This window comes from Candidatus Equadaptatus faecalis (genome assembly GCA_018065065.1).
Classification (GTDB): Bacteria; Synergistota; Synergistia; order Synergistales; family Synergistaceae; genus Equadaptatus; species Equadaptatus faecalis.
In genome coordinates, this window is the sequence record JAGHTZ010000052.1 from 18,177 (window position 1) to 30,557 (window position 12,381).

Sequence of the window (12,381 nt, forward strand, 5' to 3'; positions counted from 1 at the left end):
CCTCCTTACGCTATTGTAGCAGATTTGGCGCGTTTTGTTTCATTTATTGCAGAGTACAGTTCATTTATTCCGCGGAAGCCTCCGTGCCCGTAGACAGAACCGTCCGCTTTCACAAACCACCCGACGGGAAGCTTCAGTTCGGTGCGTATTGCCGAAATGTCTCCGTACAGGCAGCATTCGTCCCTGTTAATTGTTATTTTGTCTATGCCGTACGCGGCAAGCTCAGCCCTTACGGCGTTAAGCTTAAGAAGCATATCAACCCCTGCGGGAATTCTGCCGAAGCGGTCTTCTGTTTCAGCGCGAAGTTCAAGTTCTTCCGCAAGCGAATTTAGCTTCAGCATACGCCTGTAAAAAGCCACTCGCAGATTTTCCTGCGGCAGATATTCAGGCGGTACAGTCAGGGGAAACGCAATCTGAACGTCCGCGTAATGCTTTGTTTCCCCCTTAAGTCTGGCGATTTCTTCCGAAAGCATGTCGCAGTATTTATGATAACCGACTTTCATGCCGTGCCCGTGCTGTGCCGTGCCTATCACGTCTCCGCTGCCGCGCAGCTGAAGGTCGGTCTGCGCCAGTCTGTAGCCTGCGCCGAGCTCGTCCAGTTCGGCTATCGCGTCAAGCCTTTCTTCTGCCTCACGGGAAAGCTTAACGTCCTCGGGATAGAAAAGAAACGCGTAAGCCTGTTCCTCCCTGCGTCCCACACGGCCCCGCAGCTGATACATCTGCGCAATTCCAAGCTCGTGGGCATCGTCAACTATCATAGTGTTCGCCGACGGAATGTCCAGCCCGCTTTCGACTATTGTCGTGCAGAGCAGAATATCTATTTCGCCGCGCGTAAATTTATCCATAATGCTTTCAAGCTCCGCTTCCGAAGTTCTGCTGTGAGCTACGGCGATGTTCAGCTTCGGGAAGAGCCGTTTAAGCATAACAGCCCGTTCCTGAATATCCTTTATCCTGTTGTGAATGAAAAATATCTGTCCGCCCCTGTTTTTTTCGCGGTACACAGCGCTTTTCAGCAGTTCCTCCGACCAGCGGCGGACAACCGTGATAACAGGCAGTCTTTTCTGCGGCGGCGTTTCAAGCAGCGATATGTCGCGCAGGCCGCTCAGAGAAAGCGACAGGGAGCGCGGAATAGGGGTTGCGGAAAGCATCAGCACGTCAACGCCAGGGGTAAGTTTCTTCAGCTTTTCCTTGTGAAGAACGCCGAAACGGTGTTCTTCGTCCACTATAAGCAGTCCAAGGTTTTTGAAGGTTACGTCGCTGCTCAGCAGCCTGTGGGTGCCTATAAGTATGTCAACCCTGCCGTCCGCAAGGTCCTTGAGAATCTGTTCCTGTTTTTTTGCGGGCACAAATCTTGAAATTACTTCAACTCGTACCGGAAGCGAGGCAAAACGCGACACAAACGTCTGGTAATGCTGACTTGCGAGCAGAGTCGTAGGGACAAGCAGCGCCGTCTGTTTTCCGCAGAAAGCCGCCTCCCCCGCCGCACGCAGGGCTATTTCCGTTTTACCGAAGCCGACGTCGCCTACGAGCAGCCTGTCCATAGGCGCTGCCGACTCCATATCGCTGATTACGTCGTTTATTGCTTTAAGCTGGTCAGCGGTTTCCGTATAGCTGAAACCGTCCTCCAGCTCCTTCATCAGGTCTCTGTGAGACTCAAATTTATAACCGCTGCTCAGTTCGCGCTTTGCGTAAATTTCAGACAAATCCTTGGCAGCCTGTGCAGCCGCCTCACGCGCTTCCTCAGCAGATTTTCTCCAGCGCGTTCCGCGCAGCGTATCGGCAGCAGGTTCTTCTCCCGGGTACGGAACGTACGGTGAAATTTTGTAAAACTGCATCAAAGGCACAAGAAGCCTCTGTTCGTTTGCGAAATTCAGCGCAATGTATTCCTGAAGCCCCGACGGCGTTTCCACGAGCTGACTTCCGGCATAGTGCGCCAGTCCGTAATCCTCGTGCGTAACCCACTGTCCCGGACGCAAGGTCTCGCCCCAGTCCTTAGGCGCTCTTTTTTCTGCGCCTCCGGCGCGGATTGACATTCCTGACAGCTCAACGTCCGTGATAACGGCGGTTTTGCTGCTACGGTCTACGAAACCGCCCGACAGCAGACCTCTCTGCGTCTGGTAACCGCACTTTTCAGCCCAGTTTATATTTGCTTCGGTATCTGAAACGGCGGTTATTTTAAAACCTTCTTCGGCAAGATTTGAGCAGAATGCGTTCAGTTCAACTGTCTTTCCCCTGAAATAAGGAAACGCCGCGGCGTCAAGGCGCACGTCTGCTTTGTCAATATCTCGCACCGCGCGAAGCTGTCCGTATTTTGACAGACAATGCCTGACGTCCTGCCAGAGAGGCCAGTCCGAAATGTCCATGCCTGCGTCCGCTGCCAGATTATTCCTGAGCCACTCGTCGTTTTCGGCGGCGGAATCAAGCGCGGCGGGGTCAAAATATATTACCTTCATATTTGCGGGAAACATCTCGTAAAACTTCGCGGAAGCGCTGCCGTTAAGCCCCTGCAAAGCTGCGGACGACACTGTTCCGAGACTTTTCTGTGTGTCGGACACAAAGCGCCTCATACTTTCAATTTCGTCGTCAAAAAATTCAATGCGCAGCGGATAACTGTCTGACGGGCTGAAAACGTCAACAATACTGCCCCGCAGTGCAAACTGCCCGGGCGACCACACAAGGTCACAGCGTTCGTAGCCTTTACCTTCAAGCCACGCCACAAGCTGCTGCCTGTCAACGGTTTCGCCGCAGGCAAGCTCGAAATTGTCCCCGCCGAGCAGAAACGGCGCGGTAAGGGCTGACGGCGTTGAAACAAGCACGTCTGCCGCCCCGCTCTTAAAACGCGACATAACGGAGCCTCTTTTGGCGCTTGAAGCGCTGTTCTGCGCGTCTTCACCGGTAAACGCGAACTCGGGAAGCAGCTCCGGATTTTTGAACAGTTTCAGCTCTTTTGCGTCGCAGACAAAATCCCTTGCCCTCCGTGAGTCCGGAAAAAGCACAAGCAGAGGCGCGTCAGCGTCTCTGCAAATCCAGCAGCGCAAAGCTCCTTCCGAGGGAATATGCACTGCCGCGCTGACGTTCCACAGCCGCGGGTCAGCGGAAAATATGGTGGAAAAATTCAAAATACTGCCGTAAGCCATAAACTTGAGAAATAAATCAGTTGTCTAAAAACTCTTCTTCAAAAGAAATGCCGTTAATTCTGTTCATTGCGTTCTGCACGTCGCCCTTTATCCAAAGCTCGACAGCGCTCCACGCGGCGTCGTTAAGCTTGTCGTAAATCTCGCGCTGTTTTTTCGGAATTGTTCCGAGTACCCATTCCGCCATATCTCCCCCGTTTTTCGGCATGCCTATGCCGACGCGGAGACGCGGAATTTCAAGCGTATTCAAGGCGGCGATTATGGATTTCATTCCGTTCTGTCCGCCTGCGCTGCCCTTTTCTCTCATTCTCAGCTTCCCGACCGGCAGAGACGCGTCGTCAAAAATCACCAGAACGTCCTGCGGTTCTACATTCTGATAATTTACAGCTTCAAGCACGGAAAGACCGCTGAGATTCATATAGGTGTGAGGCTTCAGAAAAGACAGCCTTTCACCGAGGTGAAGCACAGGTCCCCAGAAATCGCCGCGAAATTTATTCTGAGGCGCTGAAAGCGAAAGGCGCGACAGAAATCCGTCAAGCATCAGCCAGCCGGAATTATGCCGCGTCCATGCATACTCAACCCCGGGATTGCCCAGTCCGACGATGAGCTTCATATTTAGTCAGAGTCCTGTAAAATAAGGACTATTCCTCTTCCTTCTTGCCCTTGGCTACTACTTCTACTTCCTTGGGTTCTTCCGTTTCTTCTTCAGCCGCTACCATTGATTTCGGCGTTACGATATGGAAGATAAGCTGTTCAGAATCGGTAATAAAGGTAACGCCTTCGGGAACCTGAAGATCCTTGACAAATACTTCCGCGCCGAGTTCGAGCTCTGCGAGGTCAACGATAATATCTTCGGGAATGTTCGCGGGTTCGACTTCGATTTCAACGTTACGTGCCGCTGTTTCAAGTACGCCGCCTTCTTTGATGCCTTTGCAAACGTCTTTGTTGATTGCCTTTACAGGAATTTCAACCTTGATTTTGTGTCCGGCTATAACTTCGTAGAAGTCGATGTGACGAAGCTGCTGTGTAAGCGGATGACGCTGAATGTCTCTGAGAAGAGCCTGATGTGAGCTTCCGTCTTCCATAACGAGGGTGACGACCGTTGTTTCGTGGAACGGGCTGTTCGCTATTACCGAGATTGCTTTTGCGTCAACCGTTCCGGCGAGTCCCTCTTTGAAATCCGGTCCGTAAAGCACTACAGGAAGAGCGTTTTTGGAACGGATTTTTCTGCAGACGCCTTTGCCGGTTGCAGTTCTCTTCGTAAAGTCAAATTTCTGGTTCATTTTTCTTTTAGCTGCCATAATTGTTTCCTCCTAAAATAATTTGCTTTTTAATTTATTCTAACGGAACAGAATACTTACGGATTCTTCCGAATGAACTCTTCTGATTACCTCCGCAAACAGAGGGGCGATTGAGAGAACCTCAATCTTGTCAAGCTTCTTCTCCTCAGGAAGCGGAATGGTGTCCGTAATTATAAGTTCCTTCAGCACTGATTCGCGGATACGGTCAATAGCCGGTCCGGAGAGAACGCCGTGCGTTGCGCAGGCATAGACTTCCGTCGCGCCTCTCTCTTTAATGGCTGCCGCCGCTTTGCACATTGTGCCCGCCGTGTCTATTATATCATCAACGAGGACGGCTGTCTTTCCCTTAACGTCTCCGATAATGTCCATTACCTCGCAAAGGTTCGCGATTTCGTGTGAACGGCGTTTGTCAACGATCGCAAGTTCGGTGTTGTGACCGAGCTGTGTCGCGAATTTTCTGGCTCTTGCAACTCCTCCGATGTCCGGAGAAACAACGATGAGATTGCCTTCTTCAACCTGTTTTTTAAGAGTGTTGCAGAAATAAGAAGCAAGGAGAGGAATTCCGGTGAGGTGGTCAACGGGAATGTCAAAGAAGCCCTGAATCTGGCCTGCATGGAGATCTGCCGATATAACCCTGTCCGCTCCGGCTTTCTGAATAAGATTTGCCATAAGCTTCGCCGTGATCGGTTCGCGTGCGCGGGTTTTTCTGTCCTGACGCGCATAGCCGAAATACGGCATTACGACGTTAATTCTGTAGGCTGACGCTCTTCTGAGCGCATCGATCATGATAAAAAGCTCCATAAGGCGCTCGTTGGCAGGCTCGCAGGTGGGCTGTACGATGTAAACGTCGGTGCCTCTTACGCTCTCCTCAACGGAAACGCCAATTTCCTGATCTGAAAATCTGAAAAGTTTTGATGCTGAAACAGGTATCCCCAAACTCACGCACACGCTGTCTGCAAAAGCTTTGTGCGCGGAACCCGAGAACACCTTAATTGCCCGTGTCTGGTCAGCCATTACTTGTTTCCTCCCTTGTTTTTCCATGCGTTTTCCAAACGGGATCTCCATCCCGTAATATTTTTCTGGCGGGCTCTTCCTACCCCGAGGGCCTCGTCAGGAATATCCTCTGTAATAACCGAACCGGCAGCCGTTGAAACCTTGTTCCCTATAACCACTGGGGCGACAATCATCGTGTCGCTGCCTATCAGGCAGTTGCTGCCTATCGTTGTCGGACTCTTGTCATGTCCGTCATAATTGCACGTAATCGTGCCCGCGCCTATATTTGTATTCTCTCCTATTTCAGCGTCGCCTATGTAGGAAAGGTGCGGCACCTTGGCGCCGGACGAAACGTGGCTGTTCTTAATCTCAACGTAGCGTCCCGCAAGCGCCGTATCGTCAAGCCGCGTATTGTTTCTCATAAACACGAAAGGACCCACGCTGCATTTGTTTCCAACGCTGCTGTCGTCCATTCTGACGTTGCCGACGATATTCGTATCGCTGCCGACGGAAGAATTTCTCAACACCGTAAAGCTTCCTATCCTGCTGCCGTGCTCCACCTTGGAAGCGCCGTAAAGCTGCACGAACGGCGCGATAAAAATGTCTTCTTCAAGCTCAACTCTGGGACCGATCCAAATACTGTCAGGATCCGCGCAGCGCACGCCCTTAAGCAGCCAGCCGCGCACTATTCTCCTGCGCATAATCGCGGTCGCCTCCGCAAGCTGCAAGGGATCGTTAATGCCGAGGAAATCCTGCGGATTTTCGGCTTTTATCGCGTTAAGACTGCCTCCGTCGCCTTCTATAAGCGAAAGCGCGTCAGGGAGATAATACTCCTTCTGATTATTCTCGCAGCCTATTTTGTCAATAACGGCGGACAGCGCCTTTGTGCTGAAAATATACATTCCGCTGTTGACCTCTCTGCACAGCTTCTGCTTTTCGTCGGCATCCTTTTCTTCAACAATGCTGATAGAGCTTCCGCTGCGTATAACGCGTCCGTAGCCCTTGGGATTGTCAAGCTCAAAACTCAGAAAACTGCACTTGTCGTCCGACGAAACGTGTTCGTTGACAAACTTCAGCAGAGTGTCGGCAGTGATAAGAGGCGTGTCGCCGGTAAGAACCATAACGTTGTCATAGTTCTCCCACCAGCCCTGAGCAAGCTTTGCCGCGTGTCCTGTGCCCAGCTGCTCCTTCTGCCATATAACGTTAACGCCGCTGAAATTTGTATTCAGATACTTCTCCACCTGCATACCGCCGAACCCGACCATAACGGCAATATCCTGATTGTCAAAACCGGCTGTCTTAACCGCGTTCAGAGGATAACTGATAATAGGCTCCTCCATAATCTGCTGGAGAACCTTGGGAGTATTGCTGCGCATACGGGTACCCTTGCCCGCTGCAAGAATTAAAACGCAAATTGACTGATTATTCAGCTGCATACAAGCATCTCCCATACAAAAAACTGGCTGGGGTAGATGGATTCGAACCATCGTAAACGGAGTCAAAGTCCGCCGCCTTAACCTACCTGGGCTATACCCCAGGACACACTTTGAAAAATTATATCAAAAAACGCTGATTTCGCAATATGGAACAGAAAAGAAATATCATTTGCCGTATTCTGCGCAAAATGCGCAAAACTCCGCCGGAATTTCAACCGCCGTAAAAAACGGCACGGGAGAAAAATTTCCGCGCCGTTTTTTGTTATTTTTTCAAGTTTGTAGCATATAGCCTACAGCGTTCTTTTCCGCAGCGCGAGCCCCGCAAGCGCGAGCAACGCCAGCACACCGAACCTGCGTTGCCTTGGCTTACCGCGGCACATAACACAAAAAATTTCGGATTTCTCTAGAGTTTTTTGAAACTCATGTTTTATGCCAAAAACAACTTCTTCGCCTCTTCGTTCGTTGCAGTATTGCCCAGCGACCACATAAGTTTCGTGACAACGGCTTCAAGCGTCATATCCTCTGCCGAAATCGCTCCAAGCCTCTGCGCGAGAACGCCTATATCGTAGACATCAAGGTTCGTTCCGTCATATACGCACTGTGTAATGCATACAACTATGACTCCGGCTTTAAGCGCTCTTTCAAGCGCCGGAAGCAGACTGTTTTCTTTGTTAGGCACTCCGCCTGCGCCAAAACCCTCAATCACAATCGCTCTGTAACCTGCCTGAACGGCAAAATCCAGTACACTGTCCTTTGCTCCGGGGATGAGTTTGTAAACAAAAACTCTGTCGTCAACAGCCGTTTTAGGGGTAAATACAAGCAAATCCTTCTCCTGTGCCGTCCACTGAAAACCGTCGCGCGTTATAAATGCCGCACGAGGCATATTAACACTGGCAAATGCCTCGAATTTCTGTGTATAAAGTTTTTTTGCGCAGCTTCCGTCTATGATGCTGTCGCCAAAAACAAGATAAATTCCCGCATGATTGTCCGAGGCAAGTCTGAAGGCGTTCAGCAGATTGTGTTTCCCGTCAGTCATCGGGTCTTCTATCGGAAGCTGCGCACCAGTAATCGCAACTGGTTTGCGTATTCCTTCAAGCATCCAGCTGAGCGCTGAGGCGGTATATGCCATTGTGTCAGTGCCGTGGGAAATAACGAAACCGTCATATTTTTCATACGCTTCAACTATCGTGTCAGCCATTTCAGTCCAGTGGTGCGGCTGTATATTGCTGCTGTCGAGACTCAGCAGTTCGCGGTATTCAATATCGCACATTCCTTCAAGCTCCGGAATGAGCCGTATCATGGCAGCACCGTCAACCGCGGGGACAAGCCCGTTTTCGCTTTCTTCCGAAGCTATTGTTCCCCCTGTTGAAATAAGAAGTATTTTCTTCATGCTACAGTCACCTTACCTTCTTGAAGCAAGTTTTTCGACCGCTCTGAGAGTTATTTTTGCGTAATTTTCGACTTCTTCTTCGGTAACGCGCGGAATTTTCCAGTGTTTTACATATTCTGCAGATACAACCATTGAAAGCACCGCAGAAATTTTCGGAAGTGTTCCCGCACCGCGCACTTTGTCGTTTACCGAGCCGGACATAAAGGTTACGCCGCCTGCATCTTCGCTTATAAGTTTTGCGATTTCAGCAACGTATTCCGCTTTTCTCGCGCAACAGTCTTCATTCCTGAGTTTTCCCGCAAGTTCCGTGATTTTATCCGCAAACGCTGCCGTTGACCGAGCAAGTGCGCCTTCAGGCATAGGCATGATATTTTTTTCCAGCCGTGCAGGAAGTTCAAGTTCAGAAGCAGAGGCATACAGCGCTTCGCCAAGCTCCGTACTGTCAATTCCTTCTTGAGCGCGAATCATCCATCTGTTTTCGGCAACGCTTTCCGCAAGTACCGGAATAAACGCTTTTGACTCAACGACAGTCGTCAGAACAGCGTCAAGCCCCAATGTTTTCATAAGTTCGCCCTTTTCCGTCCAGTTTGTGTTGCCTTCATAATCCTCATCAGGACCAATACCTCCGTTTGTTCCGTTCACAACCAGCAAAAGCGACACAGGAATATTGTTAATATCAAGTACAATTCCTGCGGAAACGTCATATTTGTTCTCAAATTTTTCCGTTGTAAAAATCAGTCTGTCCTTTGCCGTTTTTTTGAACGAATCAAGCACTGCAAGGGCGCAGGCTCCTTGAAAACATACCGGAAGTTCCGCAGCTCCTTGTCCGTATATTCTGCCGAATACGTCAATAGCGCAGTTCTGCGAATATATTGCGTCCAACCCTTTTGCCGAAGCAATAATTTCCGCTTCGCGCGGCGTAATTCCCCTGCGCGGTGAAAGTGTCGCCCTGCCGCCTTCTTCCGTAACAACCGTTACACTGTTTGCGTCAGCATCGGCAAAGGCTTCGGCAATTTTTGTGCGCGTGGGAACAGCCTGTCTGAGAATGTACGAAGCAACGGCAAATCCGACCGAGTCATCCTGCACAAAACCATTATAGCTATGCACGTGTCCCACTCCGACGTGTCCGACAATTCCGTATAGTCCTTTTTTTTCAGACGACAGTTTTATTTCAGTCAAAAATATCTCCCCTTTGCAAAGAGAAGCGAAGCCGCTGCTTCGCTTCTCTGCCGATTGGCAATAATGATGATTTATTATGCAGAAATTCCTTTTTTTGCGTTGAAAGTATCTCTGTCAAGCGTTCCTAGCACTGCGGTTGTCGTAACCATTCCGACCGTATCGCCGGTAACATTGAGCATTGTGTTAGGCATGTCTATAAGACGATAAATACCCGCGACCCACGGCACTATCGTAAGCGGAAGTCCCATGGATTGCATCATAATTGCAGACATCATAATACCGCCGCCCGGAACTCCAGCTACACCGGCTGCCATAATAATTCCGAGCAGACAGATTACGATAAGCTGACCAATGCCGAAATCAATTCCGAACATTTGCGCGGCAAACACAGCGTAAATGGGCATTTCAGCACAGCATGCCTGCATATTTATCGTTGCCGCAGGAGGCGCGATAAGGTTAACAACTTCTTCGGGAACGCCAGAGCGCTCTTTTGAGCATTTCATCGTCAGCGGAAGCGTCGCGCTTGAACTGCAAGTTGAAAAAGCGAGAATCATCGCAGGGAAAACGTTAATGTAGTGCTGAATCGGGTTGACCTTGGCGACAAGGCAGAGCATAAGCGGAAGAATGATGACAAGAACGATTGCGTAAGCAACGTACTGCGTAAGCAGCATTTTGCCAAGTCCGGTAAGAACTTCCTTGCCGAGTGTACCTGTAACGTCTGCCATAAGGCAGAAAACGCCGACAGGCGCAAATTTCATTACCATTTCGACGACCTTCATCATAATTTCGTTTCCGCAGTTGAAGAAATTCTGAAGTGGCGCTTTTGCGGCGTTGTCATTGCTGAGAAGTGCTATGCCTATGCCAAGGAAAAGCGAGAAAATTATAACCTGAATAATGTTAAAGTTTGCAAAAGCCGCGCCTACGTTGTCAGGCACCCAGTTGACAAGGCTCTGCACAACACTTACACCCTCAGTAGAAAACTTCTCTGCTGCTTCTTCAAGATGAATACCTTCGCCCGGTTTAATAATGTAAGCACAGACAATACCGGTAGCAGCGCAAATAGCGGAAGCGGTGAACCAGAAACCAAGGAACGTGCCGCCGACTTTCTTCAACTTGCTCAGGTCTGCCACACTGGCAACACCCGTAACGATTGAGAAGAAAATAAGCGGGAGAATCGTCATTTTCAGAAGCCTGATAAAAACTGTTCCAAGCGGTCCTGTAAACGCACCCCATGCAGCGTAGCTTGATTTGAAAATCGCGCCGAACGCCGCGCCTATTATCATTGCGATAAGAATTTTTGTTGCTAAACTGAGACTTCTCTTTTCTGCCATAAAACTCAACTCCCCTGTATATATGTTTGTGTAGAGAGAACACCGTTGTAGCGTAGCATATTTTTTTGCCAGTGTCAATATTTGCCCTACAACGTTATTATAGCATTTCTCTGCATTCTCTCTGCCAGCATTTCTCTGCACTTTTTCTAAGCATTTTTGCCGTTTTTTCTGCGTATTTTTGCGGATTTTTCAGTAAGTATTTTTGCGGATTTTCGTGTTTTCGCCCGTTTCGGGCGTCAAAAACGGCGCGAGGAAAATTCCGCGCCGTTGTATTTTGTACTGCTTTTTCAGTTCATTATTTTTTTCTCCTTTCTTGTTTGCTCGCTTCGCTCGTTTGGCGCTTCGCGCTACTGACAACCGACGTCCGCAGCAGTTCGCTTTTTACTTCTTCCGTGTACTGTTTTGCAAATCTGCACAGCGCACCGTTCATTGTTTCGTTTTTCAGCCTCGTAGCGCGGATAAATTCCGCATGAAGCAGGGGCGGCAGTTTTGTCGCTACCCGTTTGCTTTGTTTGCTTTCTGTCATTGTTTTTGCTCCTTTCTTTTCGTTCACTCCGTTCACGCTATAAGCTATATGCTATAAGAGCTATAAGCTTGAAAACCTTTACGGCTTTTGCTTACAGCTTTTAGCTTGCAGCTTATAGCTTATTTTCCGCTTTGGCGCGGATTCTTCTTGCCGTTTTGCCTACCGCCTGTACGGTTATGCCAAGCATTTCCGCTATTTCCGTCCGGCTTCGCCCTTTAAGCAGAAGCGTTAAGATTGCTTTTTCTCTGCTTGTGAGCAGCGTTTCTATTTCCCCTAACGTTTCGCGCGTTTCTATTTCGCGTTCTGTGTTTCTGTCCTCTGCCGTTACGGGAGAGTAGTCTCCGGCGCGGCGTTCCGTTTCGTCTTCTTCATCGTCGGGGTCTTCAAGGCTTCCGTAGTAGCTTATCTGAAATACTTTTTCCGCTTTGTACGGAGCGATTTCGCCGCACCTGATTTTTTCTTTTTCTTCGCTTGTCGGTTCTTCCGTTACTATTTCAGCGGAAGCAGAGACGCCGAGCAGTCTTTTTTTCGCGTTTCTTATCGCGTCCCTGAGATGCCGTCTGAGGCTTTCGGCGAATTTTCCGCACGGGTCTTTTGCGTAGAGTTCCGCTCCGCCTTTTTCCCTGTAAAAGAGGATAAAGGCTTCAACGCCAAAGCCTTCAAGTTCGTCCGCAAGGTCTTTTGAGCCGCTTCGGAAGCGGTTGGCAAGCTTGCGTATGAGCGGGTAAAATTCGCAGAAGGCTTTGTCTTCGTCGTTTTCCGTTTCGCCGTTTGCAAGCCGTGTTTTTACCGCATCAAACGGTCTGCGGAGTATTCCATAGTTTCCGTATTCTTCTGCTTCTGTTTCGTCTGCTAAGTATTTTTCATATTCTTTTTCTCTGTACATATTGTTATTCCTCCCATGGTTTGTGTTTTCTGTCCGTCTTGCCGCGCGGCAGAAGCCGCGCGGCAAATATTTCCTACATCTCAACGTCCGTTGTGGTCGTCTCGATGACTCGAACACAGAGGTTTGTTCCGCGAATATCGTCCAACGTTTCCCAAGGCACTTTTGACAAATTCACTCAGGAATATCGAGCGTGATTTTTCAGCGA

General features: G+C 49.5%; 10 protein-coding genes and 1 tRNA gene. All 11 read right to left on the reverse strand.

Translation table 11 applies throughout. The features are described from left to right. Positions 1 to 5 precede the first annotated feature (5 nt). Positions 6 to 3,137 (reverse strand): DEAD/DEAH box helicase, encoded by a 3,132-nt coding sequence (locus KBS54_04255; protein MBQ0055342.1) that lies wholly within the window; start codon positions 3,135 to 3,137, stop codon positions 6 to 8. Between the two features lie 16 nt (positions 3,138 to 3,153). Then, positions 3,154 to 3,747 carry an aminoacyl-tRNA hydrolase gene (locus KBS54_04260; protein MBQ0055343.1) on the reverse strand — a complete coding sequence of 198 codons (594 nt, stop codon included), beginning with the start codon at positions 3,745 to 3,747 and terminating at the stop codon, positions 3,154 to 3,156. A 28-nt stretch (positions 3,748 to 3,775) separates the two neighbouring features. Beyond that, positions 3,776 to 4,435 carry a 50S ribosomal protein L25 gene (locus KBS54_04265; protein MBQ0055344.1) on the reverse strand — a complete coding sequence of 220 codons (660 nt, stop codon included), beginning with the start codon at positions 4,433 to 4,435 and terminating at the stop codon, positions 3,776 to 3,778. Between the two features lie 39 nt (positions 4,436 to 4,474). Beyond that, positions 4,475 to 5,449, reverse strand: a complete 975-nt coding sequence (locus KBS54_04270) for a ribose-phosphate pyrophosphokinase (protein MBQ0055345.1) — start codon at positions 5,447 to 5,449, stop codon at positions 4,475 to 4,477. Continuing rightward, entirely contained in the window at positions 5,449 to 6,864 is a 1,416-nt protein-coding gene (gene glmU / locus KBS54_04275) for a bifunctional UDP-N-acetylglucosamine diphosphorylase/glucosamine-1-phosphate N-acetyltransferase GlmU (protein ID MBQ0055346.1), read from the reverse strand. Before glmU ends, KBS54_04270 begins: the two co-directional genes overlap by 1 nt. A 24-nt stretch (positions 6,865 to 6,888) precedes the next feature. After that, positions 6,889 to 6,965, reverse strand: a tRNA-Gln gene (locus KBS54_04280). A 326-nt stretch (positions 6,966 to 7,291) separates the two neighbouring features. Continuing rightward, positions 7,292 to 8,254 carry an asparaginase gene (locus KBS54_04285; GenBank protein ID MBQ0055347.1) on the reverse strand — a complete coding sequence of 321 codons (963 nt, stop codon included), beginning with the start codon at positions 8,252 to 8,254 and terminating at the stop codon, positions 7,292 to 7,294. A gap of 12 nt (positions 8,255 to 8,266) precedes the next feature. Beyond that, the gene (locus tag KBS54_04290) at positions 8,267 to 9,433 is read right to left on the reverse strand and encodes a hypothetical protein (protein ID MBQ0055348.1); all 1,167 of its coding nucleotides are present in this window, start codon (positions 9,431 to 9,433) and stop codon (positions 8,267 to 8,269) included. A gap of 74 nt (positions 9,434 to 9,507) precedes the next feature. Beyond that, positions 9,508 to 10,764, reverse strand: coding sequence for a dicarboxylate/amino acid:cation symporter (locus tag KBS54_04295; protein ID MBQ0055349.1), 1,257 nt, complete (start codon positions 10,762 to 10,764; stop codon positions 9,508 to 9,510). 295 nt (positions 10,765 to 11,059) lie between these two features. Continuing rightward, a complete protein-coding gene (locus KBS54_04300) occupies positions 11,060 to 11,290 on the reverse strand; it encodes a hypothetical protein (protein ID MBQ0055350.1) in 231 nt (76 codons plus the stop codon). A 112-nt stretch (positions 11,291 to 11,402) separates the two neighbouring features. Then, on the reverse strand, positions 11,403 to 12,176 hold the full coding sequence (locus KBS54_04305) for a sigma-70 family RNA polymerase sigma factor (protein MBQ0055351.1): 774 nt from the start codon (positions 12,174 to 12,176) through the stop codon (positions 11,403 to 11,405). Positions 12,177 to 12,381 lie beyond the last annotated feature (205 nt).